The organism is Pseudomonas sp. GL_090, from assembly GCF_057837765.1.
Genome location: NZ_CM174452.1, coordinates 6,281,452 through 6,298,213 on the forward strand (window position 1 = coordinate 6,281,452; position 16,762 = coordinate 6,298,213).

Annotated in this window: 18 protein-coding genes; 13 read left to right on the forward strand and 5 right to left on the reverse strand. The window is 59.5% G+C overall.

Going from position 1 to position 16,762, the window contains the following annotated elements; genetic code table 11:
- Positions 1-143: 143 nt before the first annotated feature.
- The 4 genes from uvrD (at position 144) to AC3ITA_RS28540 (ending at position 4,398) form a co-directional block, all read left to right on the forward strand.
- Positions 144-2,327 (forward strand): DNA helicase II, encoded by a 2,184-nt coding sequence (gene uvrD, locus AC3ITA_RS28525; RefSeq protein ID WP_095943444.1) that lies wholly within the window; start codon positions 144-146, stop codon positions 2,325-2,327.
- 26 nt (positions 2,328-2,353) lie between these two features.
- Positions 2,354-2,794: an EamA family transporter gene (locus tag AC3ITA_RS28530; RefSeq protein WP_150671915.1), complete on the forward strand. Its 441-nt coding sequence runs from the start codon at positions 2,354-2,356 to the stop codon at positions 2,792-2,794.
- A gap of 179 nt (positions 2,795-2,973) precedes the next feature.
- Complete coding sequence (locus AC3ITA_RS28535; protein WP_095943446.1) at positions 2,974-3,852, forward strand: Tim44 domain-containing protein; 879 nt, start codon at positions 2,974-2,976, stop codon at positions 3,850-3,852.
- A gap of 138 nt (positions 3,853-3,990) precedes the next feature.
- Complete coding sequence (locus tag AC3ITA_RS28540; protein ID WP_003187120.1) at positions 3,991-4,398, forward strand: SMI1/KNR4 family protein; 408 nt, start codon at positions 3,991-3,993, stop codon at positions 4,396-4,398.
- A 22-nt stretch (positions 4,399-4,420) separates the two neighbouring features.
- On the opposite strand, the gene AC3ITA_RS28545 is transcribed toward AC3ITA_RS28540, so the two are convergent.
- Entirely contained in the window at positions 4,421-6,184 is a 1,764-nt protein-coding gene (locus AC3ITA_RS28545; RefSeq protein ID WP_095946418.1) for a cation:proton antiporter, read from the reverse strand.
- 286 nt (positions 6,185-6,470) lie between these two features.
- On the opposite strand from AC3ITA_RS28545, the gene AC3ITA_RS28550 reads away from it, so the two are divergent.
- On the forward strand, positions 6,471-6,953 hold the full coding sequence (locus AC3ITA_RS28550; protein WP_046038855.1) for an acyl-CoA thioesterase: 483 nt from the start codon (positions 6,471-6,473) through the stop codon (positions 6,951-6,953).
- A gap of 128 nt (positions 6,954-7,081) precedes the next feature.
- On the opposite strand, the gene pdxY is transcribed toward AC3ITA_RS28550, so the two are convergent.
- Entirely contained in the window at positions 7,082-7,954 is an 873-nt protein-coding gene (gene pdxY, locus AC3ITA_RS28555) for a pyridoxal kinase PdxY (protein WP_150671914.1), read from the reverse strand.
- Positions 7,955-8,073: 119 nt separating this feature from the next.
- On the opposite strand from pdxY, the gene AC3ITA_RS28560 reads away from it, so the two are divergent.
- Complete coding sequence (locus AC3ITA_RS28560; protein WP_489279006.1) at positions 8,074-8,487, forward strand: DUF3301 domain-containing protein; 414 nt, start codon at positions 8,074-8,076, stop codon at positions 8,485-8,487.
- Positions 8,488-8,491: 4 nt separating this feature from the next.
- Here the strand turns inward: AC3ITA_RS28560 and AC3ITA_RS28565 are convergent, their stop codons facing one another.
- Positions 8,492-9,463, reverse strand: a complete 972-nt coding sequence (locus AC3ITA_RS28565) for a CobW family GTP-binding protein (protein ID WP_489279008.1) — start codon at positions 9,461-9,463, stop codon at positions 8,492-8,494.
- A 27-nt stretch (positions 9,464-9,490) separates the two neighbouring features.
- Between AC3ITA_RS28565 and AC3ITA_RS28570 the strand changes: the two genes are divergently transcribed.
- On the forward strand, positions 9,491-9,847 hold the full coding sequence (locus AC3ITA_RS28570; protein ID WP_489279010.1) for an NADH:ubiquinone oxidoreductase: 357 nt from the start codon (positions 9,491-9,493) through the stop codon (positions 9,845-9,847).
- Positions 9,848-9,862: 15 nt separating this feature from the next.
- Here the strand turns inward: AC3ITA_RS28570 and zigA are convergent, their stop codons facing one another.
- Complete coding sequence (zigA, locus tag AC3ITA_RS28575) at positions 9,863-11,068, reverse strand: zinc metallochaperone GTPase ZigA (RefSeq protein ID WP_095946195.1); 1,206 nt, start codon at positions 11,066-11,068, stop codon at positions 9,863-9,865.
- A 141-nt stretch (positions 11,069-11,209) separates the two neighbouring features.
- Here zigA and AC3ITA_RS28580 point away from each other — a divergent pair, with 141 nt between their 5' ends.
- The 6 genes from AC3ITA_RS28580 (at position 11,210) to AC3ITA_RS28605 (ending at position 16,048) form a co-directional block, all read left to right on the forward strand.
- The gene (locus AC3ITA_RS28580) at positions 11,210-11,587 is read left to right on the forward strand and encodes a glutamine synthetase (RefSeq protein WP_414929661.1); all 378 of its coding nucleotides are present in this window, start codon (positions 11,210-11,212) and stop codon (positions 11,585-11,587) included.
- A gap of 142 nt (positions 11,588-11,729) precedes the next feature.
- Complete coding sequence (gene folE2, locus AC3ITA_RS28585) at positions 11,730-12,626, forward strand: GTP cyclohydrolase FolE2 (RefSeq protein ID WP_414929660.1); 897 nt, start codon at positions 11,730-11,732, stop codon at positions 12,624-12,626.
- Positions 12,623-13,291 carry a metal ABC transporter ATP-binding protein gene (locus AC3ITA_RS28590; RefSeq protein ID WP_414929659.1) on the forward strand — a complete coding sequence of 223 codons (669 nt, stop codon included), beginning with the start codon at positions 12,623-12,625 and terminating at the stop codon, positions 13,289-13,291. The genes folE2 and AC3ITA_RS28590 overlap by 4 nt, the downstream gene beginning before the upstream one ends.
- On the forward strand, positions 13,291-14,157 hold the full coding sequence (locus tag AC3ITA_RS28595; RefSeq protein WP_095946192.1) for a metal ABC transporter permease: 867 nt from the start codon (positions 13,291-13,293) through the stop codon (positions 14,155-14,157). Before AC3ITA_RS28590 ends, AC3ITA_RS28595 begins: the two co-directional genes overlap by 1 nt.
- Before the next feature lie 11 nt (positions 14,158-14,168).
- On the forward strand, positions 14,169-15,044 hold the full coding sequence (locus AC3ITA_RS28600; protein WP_489279013.1) for a metal ABC transporter substrate-binding protein: 876 nt from the start codon (positions 14,169-14,171) through the stop codon (positions 15,042-15,044).
- A gap of 116 nt (positions 15,045-15,160) precedes the next feature.
- Positions 15,161-16,048: a His/Gly/Thr/Pro-type tRNA ligase C-terminal domain-containing protein gene (locus tag AC3ITA_RS28605; RefSeq protein ID WP_150671908.1), complete on the forward strand. Its 888-nt coding sequence runs from the start codon at positions 15,161-15,163 to the stop codon at positions 16,046-16,048.
- An 88-nt stretch (positions 16,049-16,136) separates the two neighbouring features.
- Here AC3ITA_RS28605 and AC3ITA_RS28610 read toward each other — a convergent pair whose 3' ends face one another.
- Positions 16,137-16,658 carry a DUF3617 domain-containing protein gene (locus tag AC3ITA_RS28610; protein WP_489279016.1) on the reverse strand — a complete coding sequence of 174 codons (522 nt, stop codon included), beginning with the start codon at positions 16,656-16,658 and terminating at the stop codon, positions 16,137-16,139.
- Positions 16,659-16,762: the final 104 nt, after the last annotated feature.

The window sequence follows — 16,762 nt, forward strand, 5'->3', positions numbered from 1 at the left end:
GCTGCCGATGTCACTGAAAATGCTCAAGGCATGCCCTGCCAACGCCTGCAGCCGATGACTGACCGGTCGTCCTTCGCATAACTTTCATCGGTTAAAGCGAAGCGGGGTTTGCCCGGTGTGTCGCGGCCCCCTAGAATGCCCCGATGCGCGATGATCTCTCCCTTCTGCTGAACTCCCTCAACGATGCCCAACGCCAGGCCGTAGCAGCCCCCGTGGGTCGTCAGTTGGTCCTGGCCGGTGCTGGTTCCGGTAAAACCCGAGTGCTGGTGCACCGTATCGCCTGGTTGATCCAGGTCGAAAACGCCTCGCCCCACTCCATTCTGTCGGTGACCTTCACCAACAAGGCTGCTGCCGAGATGCGCCAGCGCATCGAGCAGTTGATGGGTATCAACCCGGCCGGCATGTGGGTCGGCACCTTCCACGGCCTGGCGCACCGCCTTCTGCGGGCGCACTGGCAGGAAGCGGGCTTGAGCCAGACCTTCCAGATTCTCGACAGCGATGACCAGCAGCGGCTGGTCAAGCGGGTGATCCGCGAACTCGGCCTGGACGAACAGCGCTGGCCGGCCCGTCAGGCCCAGTGGTTCATCAACGGGCAGAAAGACGAAGGCCTGCGCCCGCAACACATCCAGGCCAGTGGCGACCTGTTCCTGGCGACCATGCGCGGCATCTATGAAGCCTACGAGGCCGCCTGCCTGCGTGCGGGTGTCATCGACTTCTCCGAATTGCTGCTGCGCGCCCTCGATCTGTGGCGCGATCACCCAGGCCTGCTTGCTCACTATCAAAAGCGCTTCCGGCACATCCTGGTGGACGAGTTCCAGGACACCAACGCCGTGCAATATGCCTGGTTGCGCCTGCTGGCCAAGGGTGGCGACAGCCTGATGGTGGTGGGCGACGACGACCAGTCCATCTACGGCTGGCGCGGCGCGAAAATCGAGAACATTTACCAGTATTCCGAAGACTTCCCGGACGCCGTAACCATTCGCCTGGAGCAAAACTATCGCTCCACCGCCGGTATCCTGAAGGCTGCCAACGCCTTGATCGCCAATAACACCGGGCGCCTGGGCAAAGAGTTGTGGACAGACGGCGGCGAAGGCGAAGCGATCAACCTGTACGCCGCCTTCAACGAGCACGACGAAGCACGCTACGTTGTCGAAACCATCGAAAGTGCGCTGAAAACCGGCTTGTCTCGCAGCGATATCGCGATTCTGTACCGCTCCAACGCCCAATCTCGGGTTCTGGAAGAAGCCCTGCTGCGCGAGCGCATTCCCTACCGCATCTATGGCGGTCAGCGCTTCTTCGAACGCGCCGAAATCAAGAACGCCATGGCCTACCTGCGCTTGCTCGAAGGCCGTGGCAACGATGCCGCGCTGGAACGGGTCATCAACGTGCCGGCCCGTGGCATCGGCGAGAAAACCGTCGAAGCGATCCGCGACCATGCGCGCCACAGCGATGTATCGATGTGGGAAGCGATGCGCCAACTGGTGGCCAACAAAGGCCTGACCGGTCGTGCGGCCGGCGCCTTGGGCGCGTTTATCGAGCTGATCGAGAACCTCGCCGCCAAATGCATGGAAATGCCACTGCACCTGATGACCCAGACCGTCATCGAGCAGTCGGGGCTGATTGCCTATCACGAAGCGGAAAAAGGCGAGAAAGGCCAGGCACGGGTAGAAAACCTTGAGGAACTGGTCAGCGCCGCGCGCAACTTCGAAAACAGTGAAGAAGACGAAGACCTGACGCCATTGGCGGCGTTCCTCGGTCACGCGTCTTTGGAGGCTGGCGACACCCAGGCCGACGAGCACGAAGACAGCATCCAGCTGATGACCCTGCACAGCGCCAAGGGCCTGGAATTCCCTTACGTGTTCCTGGTGGGCATGGAAGAAGGTCTGTTCCCGCACAAGATGAGCCTGGAGGAGCCTGGCCGCCTTGAGGAAGAACGTCGTCTGGCCTACGTAGGCATCACCCGGGCCATGCAGAACCTGGTGATGACCTATGCTGAAACCCGACGCCTTTATGGCAGCGAGACCTACAACAAGGTGTCGCGCTTCGTACGTGAAGTTCCGAAAGGCCTGATTCAGGAGGTGCGGCTGTCCAACAGCGTCAGCCGTCCGTTCGGTGGCAACCAGTCGATGAGTGGCAGCAACCTGTTCAGCGGCAGCGAGATTCCGCAGACCGGCTTCAGCCTGGGCCAGACTGTGCGCCACTCGGTGTTTGGCGATGGCGTGATTCTGAACTTCGAAGGCGCCGGAGCTCAGGCCCGGGTGCAGGTGAACTTCAGCGAAGGCAGCAAGTGGCTGATGCTGGGTTACGCCAAGCTGGAAGCTATTTAGGTCGCACTGACTAAAGGCACTGAAAAATGGGCTCGGGCTTTTTTTCTTCCTGGACATTCTGGGCCCTGTTATCGGCGGCTTTCGCGGCAATGACCGCCATTTTCGCGAAAGTGGGCATCGAAAACGTCAACTCCGACTTCGCCACCCTGCTGCGTACGATAGTGGTATTGGTCAGCCTGGCCTTGATTTTGTACGCCACGGGCCAATATCAGTCATTGGGATCGATCTCTGCGAAGAGCTACCTGTTCCTGCTGTTGTCGGGCCTTGCCACCGGTGCATCGTGGGTCTGCTATTTCCGCGCACTTAAGGTCGGTCCGGCGTCACTGGTTGCCCCAGTGGACAAACTCAGCGTGGTGCTGGTGGCTGTTCTTGGCGTTGTCCTGCTGGGTGAAAAACTCGACCTGCGCCAATGGGGCGGAATCGGCCTGATCACGGCCGGGGTGGTCATGCTGGCTCTGCGACGCTAGGCGACCGTCCTACAAACCCTATCCACTCATCTGACAGATCAAAGTCAAAAGGCCTTCTTGCACTGACGGGAGCTGAACACGACCTGTCAGGCAAAAGCCCGAAACACTCTGCCGCTAGCCAGTAACACTTCACCTGTGCAACATGGCGCGCGTGCCTTCCACAAATGGGAATTCCCTTTATGAAACGTTTTCTTAGCATCGCCATGGCGTTGTGCATCGGCCTGACGATGAGTCTCGACGTCAATGCCGCCAAGCGCTTCGGTGGTGGCAAAAGCGCAGGCGCTGCGCCGACTCACCAGACCAGCCAGATGGCTCCTTCTTCTCCAGGCATGGGCGGCGCTGCGGCGACCGCTGGTGCTGCCGGTGCCGCTGGCGCCGCTGCCAAGGCCGGTGGCGCTTCGCGCTGGCTCGGCCCATTGGCCGGTATCGCGGCCGGTGGCCTGCTGGCCTCCATGTTCATGGGTGACGGCTTCCAGGGCATGCAGATCTTCGACATCCTGATCATGGCCGTCATTGCGTTCCTGGTCTTCCGCTTTATCGCCGCCCGTCGTCGCAAGCAGCAGGAGCAGTACGCTCCGGCCGGCCATGCGCCGATGCAACGTGAAGCGTTCGAACAAAAGCCTGCCGGCGGTTCGATCTTCGGTGGCTCGGCAGCACCTGTTGCCGCTCGCCCGGTGATCAACGCGCCAGCCTGGTTCAACGAAAGAAACTTCGTCGAAGCGGCGCGCAATCACTTCCAGTCCCTGCAACAGCACTGGGACGCCAACGAAATGGACAAGATCGCCGAGTTCGTGACTCCGCAAATGCTGGAGTTCCTCAAGCGTGAGCGTGCAGACCTGGGCGACGGTTTCCAGTCCACCTACATCGATAACCTCAATGTACAGCTGGACGGTGTGGACGATCGCGCCGACAAGACCATCGCCACCCTGACGTTCACTGGGGTGTCGAAAACCTCGCGTTTCGACCAGGGCGAAGTCTTCAGCGAAAGCTGGAACATGGAACGTGCACAGGGCGAAAACCAGCCTTGGCTGGTGGCCGGTATCCGCCAGAACGGCTGATCCCGCGTAGAACTTCATCTGCTGTAAACAAAACCCCGGCCCAGGCCGGGGTTTTCTATTTCGCGGTTGCATCTATAGCAAGCTACTGTATAAACCGCCCCATATAAACCGCGCCATACAAGCAAGAGGATCCCGGACGTGGAAGAAATCATCGAACAACTGCGTGAAGCCAACGAACCGGTACCGGTCCCCTTGGAACTGCCCGACGAAGACCTGCTGGTCGAAATCGAAGAACAACTGTTCATCGACATTCCGTTCGTCTTCAGAGAGTTTCTGCTGACCGTCAGCGACGTCGTCTACGGCAGCCTGGAACCGGTCACCGTGACCGACCCGCAATCCCACACCTACCTGCCCGACGTTGCCGCCAACGCCTGGGACGCCGGCGTCGATCGCAGCCTGATCCCGATCTGCCAGGACGGTGATGACTACTATTGCGTCGAAGAAGACGGCACCGTGGTGCTTTGGCAGGCCGAAGAAGAGCTGATCGCCGAAGAAACCTGGGAGTCGGTGTGGCACTGGGCACGGGACGTCTGGCTGGAAAGCTGACCCAGTCAACGCCGCTGGGTGGTCAGTGCCCGGACGACTCCTTGTGATTGTCGAGGGTTTCCAGCAACGCCACCTGCATCCGCGTATGCACACGAATGAACCAACGCCACAGCAGCGCCGCCACGGCGGCCGCGACCACGGCGATCAGCATCAGCAACTTGTTGGTCGGCAGAATACTGGCCGACAAGGCTGCCAACAGCAAAAAGATCACCAGCAGCGACAGGATCGGGATCACTTCGGCGATCACCCGGCGCACTCGCTGCGTGTGGCGCCCGGCCATCTCCGGCTTCACGCCCATTTCCGCCAGCAACATCGACAGTGCCTTTAGCTTTCGGTACGCCGCAATCAAAAAAGGCAGCGATAACAGCAGCGCCCCACCCCAGATCAATGCCTTTTGCCAGCTCGGGTCGCTGATCCAGGCTTGCAGGTAGGCCGACATGCGTTCGGCGAAATACGCGCCCGAGAAGAAGATTGCGATCACGAGCGCCAGATTGACTCCCACCTGCAACAAAATCCGCCGAATCATGGATGCCAGTAACGCACCCTCACCCTGAGGCTGGATGCTGCGCAGCCATTCGCCATACATCCCCAACACCCGTCCCAGACGTTCTGGCATGGCGCCGGCGAGCTTGATCGACAATGGATCAGCCGCGCGAATCAGATAGGGCGTCAGCAGGGTTGTGATCACCGAAACCGCCACAGCCACGGGGTATAAAAAGTTGCTGGTGACCTGCAACGTCATGCCCAGTGCCGCGATGATGAAAGAGAATTCGCCAATCTGTGAAAGCCCCATCCCGACCCGCAGCGAGGTACGTCCGTCATTGCCGGCGATAAATGCACCAAGGCCGCAGGACAACATCTTGCCGAGCACCACGGCTACGGTGATTACGGCGATTGGCCAGGCGTACTGAAGCAGGATCGCCGGATCGAGCATCAGCCCGATGGCCACAAAGAAAATCGCACTGAAAAGATCGCGAACCGGTTCAATCAAACGCTCGATTTTCAGCAGTTGCCGGGACTCAGCCATGATCGCGCCGATCAGGAATGCCCCGAGGACCATGCTGTATTCAAGCTTGACCACCAGCAGGCAGAAGCCAAAACACAGGCCCAGTACCGTGATCAGCAGCATTTCGTTGCTGTCGAATCTGGCGACGTAGGCCAACAGCCGCGGCACCATCAGGATGCCGATGACCAACGCGACGATCATGAACAGCGACAGTTTGCCGACCGTGGAAAACACTTCGCCGGAGCTGACCGTACCGCTGACCGCGATGCTGGACAGTAGCGCGATGATGCCGATGCCCAGAATGTCCTCGACGATCAGCACACCGAATATCAACTGGGCAAATCGCTCGTTCTTCAACTTCAGATCGTTGAGCGCCTTGACGATGATGGTGGTCGAGGAAATCGCCAGGATCGCGCCGAGGAACAGTGAGTCCATGGTGTTCCAGTCGAACCAGCGACCGATCTCGTAGCCGATCCAGATCATCAGCACGATTTCCAGGAATGCCGCGATGAACGCCGTGGCGCCGACCTTGAACAACTTGCGCAGACTGAATTCCAGACCCAGGCAGAACATCAGGAATATCACACCGAGCTCGGCCAGGGTCTTGATGGTTTCTTCATCATGGATCAGGCCGAATGGCGGGGTGTGCGGGCCGATGATGAAGCCGGCGACGATGTATCCCAGTACCACCGGTTGTTTCAGGCGATGGAAAACCACGGTGACCACACCTGCGATCAACATGATCACTGCCAGATCCTGAATGAAACTGATGGCATGCATGGCGAGCGGCTCCCTGATTGAAGTTGCCCGATTCACAGACGCAGGAATACGTCTGATCGAACCGAACAAAAGTCTGCTTTACGCGTAGGAAAAGTCCCTGCGTCCGGGCTTTTGCAGCGTAACACCGCGACTTCCGACAGAAAGGCGGTGCAATATATGGAAACAGATCGATCCGGCGTGACGGCGACCCGGCACCCGGCGTCCCGATAACTGTTGGTTTGAAAAAACCGCCGAGGCACCCGCAGAGGTGCATCCCTCAAACCTGGCCTTGACCCGTGAGAATGCTATGGAACCCGGAAACGCCCAACTGTCGATGACGGTATTGATGACCCCCGACATGGCCAACTTCTCTGGCAATGTTCACGGCGGTACCCTGCTCAAATACCTCGACGAAGTGGCCTACGCCTGCGCCAGCCGTTATGCCGGCCGCTATGTGGTGACCCTGTCGGTGGATCAGGTCATTTTCCGTGAGCCGATCCATGTCGGCGAACTGGTGACCTTTCTCGCCTCGGTCAACTACACCGGCAATACCTCCATGGAAGTAGGCATCAAAGTGGTGACCGAGAACATCCGTGAACGCTCGGTGCGCCACACCAACAGTTGCTTCTTCACCATGGTCGCGGTGGATGACCAGCGTAAACCAGCATCAGTACCACCGCTGCAACCGCAGAATAGCGAAGACAAGCGTCGTTACATGCAGGCGCAGCAGCGCCGACAGATTCGTCAGGAGTCGGAAAAGCGCTATCAGGAGATCAAGGGCGACGTCTGAATCTTGTCGCGACTCTAGCCCCCATCGCGAGCAGGCTCGCACACAGTTGATTTCAGTGGACACAGATTTTGTGTACGACAAAGATCCAATGTGGGAGCGAGCCTGCTCGCGATTGGGGCAGCGCCGAATCAGAGACTGATGGGTGTAGCCTCGAACCGTACCCGCGGATGGGCAATCCGGTCCTGAGCCCGTACCAGTTCCAACTCGTAGCTGGCACAGGCCTGGGTTTCCAGCAGCACTTCATGCACCGCCGACGCTGTGAACTCGAACGCGGCCACCAGGCTGTCGCCCAACAGCACACGCGCCAGGAACAGACCGGACGTCAGATCGCCCACGCCCACCGGCTGACGCGGGAACGCCAGTAACGGGCGCTGCAAATGCCAGCTGCCTTCAGCCGTCACCAGCAGCATCTCGAAGACCTCTGCCGATTTGCCTGGATAGTCCAGATGCTTGACCAACACCGCTTTCGGGCCGCGCACCAGCAATGCACGCGCCATGGCCAGGCAATCGAACAGCGATTGCGGCTTGCGCCCGGAGAAGCTGTCCAGCTCCAACTGGTTCGGGCACATGAAGTCCGCCACGGCGGCGGCCTCTTCCAACAGGAAATCACTGACCTCCGCCGGAACACTGCAGCCCTTCTCCGGATGTCCCATGACCGGGTCACACAGGTACAGCGCCTTGGGATTCATCGACTTGATCCGCGCCACCCCCGTCAGGATCGCCCGGCCCTGGGCCGCATTGCCGAGGTAACCGGAGAGCACCGCATCGCAGTTGCCCAGCTCGCCAATCGCCGCGATACCTTCGACCAGGTCGGGGATCTGGTGCGGCGCCAGCACTTCACCGGCCCACTGACCGTACTGGGTGTGATTGGAGAACTGCACAGTGTTGAGCGGCCAGACATTCACCCCGACCCGTTGCATCGGGAAAACCGCGGCACTGTTGCCGGCGTGACCGAATACCACGTGGGACTGGATAGCGAGCAAATGCGGAGTACGTTTCATGCGGTGGATTTCCGTAAAACGATTGAAATTCTAGCCGCGCAGTATGCGACTAAACGCAGCCTGTACGACAGACCAGCGACGCAGTTAAGCTGACACTATCTTGTTGGAGCACCCTGTTGATGCTGACCCTTGGAAATATATTCGTGCTGATGCTGTTCGCCACTGCCGGCGCATGGCTATGGCACAACCACGGCTTGCGCGAGCGCGCACTGGAGCGGGTCAAGCAGCATTGCGGCAAACTCGGGATCGAATTGCTGGACGGCAACGTGGCCTTGAAAAGAATCGCGTTCATCAAGGATGCCAGTGGTCGCCGACGCCTGGCCCGTGTGTATAACTTCGAATTCACCGTGACGGGCGAAACCCGCCACAACGGCACCATCACTCAGTTCGGCACACACAGTGCACAGATCGAGCTGGCGCCCTACCCGGTCCCCTTCGATGAAACCGAACCTGTGGTCGAAGTAGCGAAACCTCGCGCGGAAGTGATCGAGCTGAGCCAGTGGCGTCAGGACCATACCAAGTGGCGGCCGTGAGCCGTTAACCCGATCCGGATCGGCACGCTGCCAGCTCATGCTGCAGTCGTTCTGCATTCCGCGCCTCACTGAAAATCAGCTCGATACGCGAATCCTGCCGCCATTCACTGGGCTGCCAGTCCAGCACCGAGTTATCCACCGCATTCACCGAGACCCACCCGTGGGCGCTGTGGATAACCAGCTTTGCCCGCCTCCAGCCAAGGCTTTCAAGCCACCGGCCAATCAGAGCGGCATCAAACACCTGGCTTGGGTGCCAACGCCATCCGATGCTCCAGCCTTCGTCCTGTTCCTGACTCAGGCAAATGGGCAACGCGGGGTCGCTCCAGACCGCCGGCAGCTGCGCCAGGCCCTTGGGCACGACGAAGTTATCCACACCTGCCCGCGCTTTGGCATTCAGCCCCGGCAACTCGCTCAAGGGTAAAGCCGCCTGTTGTGTCCAGCACAGGGGGAGAGGCGGCAATTGCCCGGCGATTCGCTGGCGACTGTCTTCGTCGAGACCTTCAGACTTGTTCAACAGCAGCAATCCCGCATGGCCCAGCGTTTGATGTTGAACATCCGGCAGCGGTTTGCCAGCGGCGAGCGCCTGGGCATCCAACACCAGTACACAAGGCTGGACAGCCAACACGCCTTGCCACGGCGCTTCGCTCAATTGCCTGAGCAACTGCGCCGGATGCCCCAGCCCCGAGGGCTCGATGAACAGCCGATCCGGTTGCGCCTTGCGCAGCAAACGCCCAAGACCAATCTGAAACGGTGCACCGTTGACGCAACACAAGCAGCCCCCGGCCACTTCCCCCAGTGCGATACCATCGGCGTCCCGGGTCAGTAGCGCAGCGTCGAGACCGATCTGGCCAAACTCGTTGATCAACACCGCCCACCGCTCGCCAGCCGGGCGCTGGGCCAGCAGGTGCTTGATCAGGCTGGTCTTGCCGGCGCCCAACGGGCCGGCAATGACATGAGTGGGGATATTCTGCAGCATGGTCGATGATTTCTGAGGAGGTGATGGATGCGGTTGATTGGCTTGTCGTTGCTCCTGGCACTCGTTTCAGGCGAGGCGCTGGCCCAGGCTTGTGTGGTTCACAGCCAGACCGAGCGGCTTGATGTCCAGGTTTGCCAGCAGAACCGCAACATCCCGCCAAAACTCTTCGCCGATGGTTTCTGCCAGCCGAACCTGGCGGGGCAGAAAGTCGAGGTGCAGTATGTCGATCAATGCCCCGGCGGCGCATTTGGTATTTGCAGCAACGCCCAAGCCGCCAATATGCCCTACCGCCAGGATATTCACTATTACGGCGTTGCCACCGACGCGGCATATTTGCAGCCGTACTGCGAGGCCCAGAGCCAGGGCACCTGGCTCAAGCCCTGAAGCGCCAGTAGAGGATCAGGCAACCTCTTCGTTCCAAGGGCCGAATGGATCAGGCAGCAAACGCCAGCCCTCTGTGCCCAGCGCCATCTCCTCATCGGTCAGCAGGCATGCGTCCAGTTCTGCAGTGAGTTGCGTGAAGTCGATGTTCTGGCCGATGAACACCAGCTCCTGGCGACAGTCCCCGCTGTCGGCGGTCCAGTTTTTCATGATCCCGGTGGTACTTTCTTCATCTTGCGGCCACTGGTTTTTCGGTACGAAACGCCACCAGCGCCCGGCAAAGCCATAGCGCATCAAGCCACCGGCCTGAGACCAACTGCCAGCATCCATGTGCTTGCTCGCCAGCCAGAAAAAGCCCTTGGAGCGCAGCAGCTTGCCGTTGTCCCAGGGACCGTCGATGAAGTTGAAGAAACGCTGCGGATGGAACGGCCGGCGAGCCCGGTAAGCACTGGAAGCGATGCCGTATTCTTCGGTTTCCGGCACGTGTTCGCCGCGCAGTTCCTGCAACCATCCCGGTGCCTGGGCAGCCTTTTCGAAGTCAAAACGGCCGGTGTTGAGGATCTTATCCAAAGGGATTTCGCCCATCGTCATCGGGATGATTTCCGCCCGGGCGTTGAGCCGTTCAAGTATCGCGATCAGTTCTTCGCGCTGGTGGCTGCTGATCAAGTCGATCTTGCTGAGCAAAATCACATCAGCGAACTCGACCTGCTCAATCAACAGATCGGTAATCGAACGTTCGTCTTCTTCCCCTAGTGTTTCTCCTCGGGAAGCCAGGCTTTCGGCAGCCTGGTAATCGAGCAGGAAGTTCATGCCATCGACCACTGTGACCATGGTGTCCAGCCGTGCAATGTCGTTGAGGCTCTGGCCGTTTTCATCGCGAAAGGTAAAGGTTTCCGCCACTGGCAGCGGTTCGGAAATACCGGTGGACTCGATCAGCAGATAGTCGAAGCGACCTTCCCTGGCGAGTTGACTCACCTCCTCCAGCAAGTCTTCACGTAACGTACAGCAAATACACCCGTTACTCATCTCCACCAACCGTTCTTCGGCGCGATTCAGGCTGACATCGCGCTGAACTTCGGTGCCATCGACGTTGATTTCGCTCATATCGTTGACGATGACTGCAACTCGCAAACCATCGCGATTACGTAGTATGTAATTAAGAAGTGTACTTTTTCCGGCGCCAAGAAAGCCGGAGAGAACGGTCACGGGGAGTCGATTGGACATCTGCATATTCCTCACAGGGATGCCCGGTCGCTGTGTCGGGCTTACATAATGTTATACTGTAACAGTACAAATAAACCATCCCCTCTTGCCCGGCGGTGCAAAGGACAGGATGCTGAACGCGTTCCTTTCGTGAGAAGCCCCATGCGCAACGTCCTGAAACCTGCATTGATCATACTTTCCCTGCTGGTGGCTGCCGACGCGACGGCCCAGGTCCCGAGCCTGGCCAAGTGCACCCGCAGCGCCAACCTGTTGGCCTGCGTGGATGCCGATGGCAACGCCTACAGCGTCAATACCGCCGGAAACACGATCTATCTGCGGGGCTTCGAAACAGCCGGCAAACGCTATTGGGCCCAAACCAACAGCCGCTACGGCCAGCTTACGTTTTTCACTGGCATCGCTTCCGATGGCGAGGCCTGGGTTGGCTATAACCGGCGCGTCGGCTGGACCACGATCAACCGGTTTTCCAGCTCTGGCGGCAGCAGCGCCAGGTTCACCTGCAGCCGGATCGCCGGTTGTTAAACTTCTTTTTTCTGTTGATGGCGTGAAATCAGGCTGAGCATGTGGCGGTTGCGCATGATGAAAGCTTGTTCATGAAAAAGGCATCGTCGATTGCATTGTTATAATATAACATGCCAGATCAACTCCCACGATGGACCTGCTCATGAATGCGCTGACTCTGCCGGATATCGCCGCGCAGGCCTCACGCCAAGCCCTGCCACTGGAGTGGGTGGGCATGTGCGGCATTGCTCTTCCCGTTTTGTTTGATGGCCAACGACTGAATGCAAAGGCCGATGTCGGCGTAAGCCTCGACGATGGCAATGCGCGTGGCATTCACATGTCACGACTCTATCTGGCGCTTGAATTACTGGAACAGGAAAACCTTTCACCGGCTTTATTGCGGCGGGTATTGCAGCGTTTTCTTGAGAGTCATGAGGGGCTATCCAGCAGCGCTTACCTAACCATTAATGCCGATTTGTTGCTGAAAAGGCCGGCGCTGATCAGCCCACTGGATGGCTGGAAAAACTATCCGATCAGCATCGAAGCACGTTTGAAAAACGCAATGTTCCACGTGGAACTAAAAATCGACGTGCCTTATTCCTCAACTTGCCCGTGTTCCGCAGCCCTTTCTCGACAGTTGATTCAGCGGCAGTTCGTCGATGATTTCGCCAACAAGGCACTGCAACACGCCGACGTTTTAGCGTGGCTCGGCTCCACGAACGGCATCGTTGCCACACCTCACAGCCAACGCAGCAGCGCAAAGTTGCGCGTACGGCTGGCTGATTTTTTGGACGACTTGCCTCTGATCGCCGTCATCAACGACGCCGAAGCCGCACTCGGCACAGCCGTTCAAACAGCGGTAAAACGCGCCGACGAACAGGCCTTTGCTCTGGCCAATGGTCAGAACCTGATGTTCTGCGAGGACGCCGCACGCCGTTTGAATCTGGCCCTGAAACGCTCCACAGGCATCAATGCCTTCCATATTCGTGTCATCCACGCCGAAAGCCTGCACGCCCATGACGCCGTGGCCGAAAGCCGTTTCAACTGGGAGGTCGCATGATTGGCTGCCACGCCCTGTGCTGGGGCGCACCGGGGCAGCCGCTCACGCCAGCGCTGGACTTCGAACTGTCGCAGGGCAGCCTGACCGCCATCATCGGTGCGAACGGCTCCGGGAAAAGCAGCCTGCTGAAGGTCATCGCCGGTCTGCAAAAACCGTTGGCCGGAAAGGTGCAACTGAGCCTTCCACTTAAAGGCGGTGTGGCGTTCCTGCCCCAGCAACAACACTTGGACAGGCAATTTCCGATCAGCCTTCAGGCATTAGTCACCGCCGGTTTCTGGGGCAACAAACAGTCATCGGAGCTCCGTAGCCAACGACTGAAAAACGCCCTCGCGAACTGGCACCTGAACGGCCTGGAAGATCGACCGTTGATGGCTCTCTCTGGCGGCGAATTGCAACGCGCCCTGCTCGCACGGTTGAGCCTGACCGATGCACCCTTGCTGTTGCTCGATGAACCCCACGCGGCCCTCGATGAGCTCGGCCAGGCATTGCTCTGGAAGCACATACACGATTGGAACCTCGAGGGCCGGACACTGGTGATCGTATGCCATGACCTGGACGCTGTCCGCGAGCACATCCCGCACACGTTGCTGATCAAAAGCAGTGGCTGCGTATTCGGCCCGAGTACCGAACTGATCCGCCAATCATCTCAAGCGCAGGTGGCCTGATGATCGCTGCCGCGCATCTTTGGCAACCGTTCCAGGAGTTCGTCTTCATGCGTCGGGCGCTGCTCGGCGGTTTGCTCCTGGCGTGCAGCACGGCGCCCCTTGGGGTGTTTCTGATCCTCAGGCGCATGAGTTTGATCGGCGATGCCGTCGCCCACGGCATCCTTCCCGGCGCGGCTCTGGGATTCTGGTTTGCCGGTTTGAGCCTCCCGGCGTTGACCATCGGCGGCCTCGGCGCAGGCCTGAGCATGGCTGGCCTCGCGGCCTGGATTACGCGACGCACCGGCCTGCGAGAGGACGCCAGCCTCGCGGCGATCTACCCGATTTCCCTGGCCGGTGGCGTGCTGATTCTCGGCATCGCCGGCAAACGCCTGGACCTGTTGCACCTGTTGTTTGGCTCGGCGCTGGCGGTCGACGGCCCGACCTTGACCGGCATGCTTTGGGTCTCGGGACTGAGCCTGATTGCCATGGCATTGATCTACAAACCACTGCTGCTCGACACCCTGGACCCGCTTTTTCTGCAAACTGTCAGCCGACTCGGCCCACTGGCCCACGGTGTATTCCTGACGTTGGTGGTGTTGAATCTGGTCATCGGTTTCCAGGCAATCGGCGCGTTGATGGTGGTCGGGCTGATGATGTTGCCTGCCGCCGCAGCGCGATTCTGGAGTCGCCGCTTGCCGGTGCTGATCGTCGTCGCCGCCTCGCTCGGCAGCCTCTCGGTGTGGCTGGGTTTATTGATTTCGTTCTATTACTCGCTGCCCAGTGGCCCGGCAATCGTGCTGGTGGCCGGCGGAGGGTATCTGTTGTCCGTGGTGCTCGGGCCGGTGCATGGCTTGCTGCGCCGCCCGCCTTTGCTCACATCCCAATGAGGTGTTACCCGATGCGCGCTTTACTCATGCTGTTCAGCTTGATGGTGTCGATGTCGCTGTCTGCCGCCGAAAAACTCCAGGTGGTCACCAGCTTCAGCATCCTTGCCGACATGACCCGGCAGGTCGGCAAGGAGCATATCCAGATCACCAATATGGTCGGCCCGGACGCGGATGCCCATACCTACGAGCCGACACCGGACGATGCCAAGGCGCTGCTCAAAGCCAGGCTCATCATCAAGAACGGCCTGGGTTTCGAGCCCTGGCTGGATCGCCTGGTGACGAGTACCGAGACCAAGGCGCCGGTCATCAGCGCGAGCCACGGCGTCATCCCGCGCAGCCTGGATGAAGACGGCGAAACCGTTCCCGACCCGCATGCCTGGCATAACCTGGCGAACACCGAGCTGTACATCGCCAACATCACCAAGGCGCTGATCGCCGCCGACCCGACGAACACCGCCGACTATGAGCGCAACAGCCAGGCGTACCTGAAACAGGTCTACGCCCTGCTCGCCGAAGCCAAGACCAAACTCGGTTCACTGCCACCGGGCAACCGCAAGATCGTGACGTCCCATGACGCCTTCGGTTATCTCGGCCAGGCCTACGGTATCGAGTTCATGGCGCCTCAAGGCCTGTCCACCGAGCGCGAACCTTCAGCCGCGGAAGTGGCCACACTGATCACCCAGATTCGTCAGGCCAAGGTCAAAGCGGTGTTCATGGAAAACATCAAGGACGCGCGTCTGCTCAAGCAGATCGCGGATGAAAGCGGCGCGCAGATCGGCGGCACGCTGTACTCCGATGCCCTGGCGGCGAGTGGCCCGGCCAGCACCTTCACCGGGCTGTTCGAGTACAACCTCAACACCCTGTACAACGCGTTGAGCAAGCCATGATCCGCAAGAACCCTTCCGGAGATTTACCGCTGAACGCCTGCCACGACAAACGTCTTAATGTTTGCCCCTACGGTTTATGCGATAACGCTCGTTAGAAGCACCTGAGTACGCCGACCATGATCCAGATCACCCTGCCCGATGGTTCATTGCGTGAATACGACCAGCCACTGTCCGTGCATGAGGTGGCCGCCAGCATCGGCCCCGAACTGGCCAGCGCGGCCGTAGCAGGAAGGGTCAACGGGGTACTGGTGGACTGTGAATACCTGATCGAAGCGGACGCCCGGGTCAGCATTGTCACCCCCCGGGAGCCGGACGGTCTGGAGATCTTGCGCCGCTCCTGTGCCTTGATGCTGGCGATGGCGGTCAAGCAACTCCACCCTCATGCGCAAATGCGTGCGGGAAAAGAATTGGGCGACGGGTTCTTTTACGAGTTTGCCGTCGAGCCACCGCTGACCGCGGCAGACCTGCCCCTCATCGAAGCGCGTATGCAATCACTGGCAGCGACCAATCACTCGATCCGTCGTCGGCCGGTGCGCGAAGCAGTCTCGCTGTACCGGCTGGGGGACACCGAGTACCAGAGCCATGGACCGCATGTCCCCACCACCAAAGTCTTGCAGGCGTTTACCCTCGACCACATCAACGGCACGTTACAACAGCGTATCTACGGCACCTGCTGGTCCAGCCATCAGGAACTGCAACAGTGGTGTGTTCCACCCCACGTGGTCGTTGTGAGCATGGATGATCGCCAGGCGACTTATGCACAAGCGGTGACCGAATCCTTGCGCCAACGGGGCGTACGCGCCAGAGCCGACCTACGTAACGAAAAGGTTCACTACAAGATTCGCCAGCACAGCCAGAGCGTGCCGTATCTGGTGGTGGTGGGCGAAAAGGAACAGGTTGGGGGGTTCGTCAGTGTGCGCAGTCGCACGGGGGAGGATTTTGGCCGGATGGCTGTCGAGGCGGCGTGTGAGTGGTTGAGTCGGCCGGGAATTCAGGGCGACTGAATGGACGCCTTCGCGAGCAGGCTCGCTCCCACATTGGTTTTGTGAACACCACAGATCAAATGTGGGAGCGAGCCTGCTCGCGAAGCTTTTAAGCTCTTGGCTTCACAGTGCCGCAATCCTGTCCCAACCAGATGGCGCGGGATTCGAGGCTGCCCTTCTGCTGAATGCCAGTGGCGTTGAACGTCCCGTTGACCTTGGTGGTGAACTCGCGATCACTGACGAATGTCGCCACACCGGCACCCTGGGCTCTCGGGCAGCTGAAACGGAATTTCCACTGATTGCCGGAGCGGTCGGTGATTTCCTGTTTGCAGCCCGATTGCGGATCGGTCAGCGGGATGTTGTCGGTCTTGACCTGCTCAGGGGTCAGGCACGCCCGGATCCCTTTGCCGCCCATGGTGATGCCCTGTTTTTCCAGCATTGCACGCTGCTCGGGGGTCATCTGGTTCTGGAGCTGGCCGAGGATCAATTGCAGGTCCGGCATATTCTGCTCGTCGACCTTCATGTTGCTCGTGGTCAGCTCCCACAATCCTGGTTGCAGCATTTGCGCGTGAGCCGCCACAGGAAGTGCCAAACCCAGTGCCATGGCCAAACCCAGCAGACGAACGTTCATCGAGAAACTCCTGATCAGTAGTGGCCGTTAGACGTCAGCCGCGGGCTTCGGTTCATGGGCCAATTAATTAGCGACATTCTGCACGGAACATGGTCTGTTAAGCA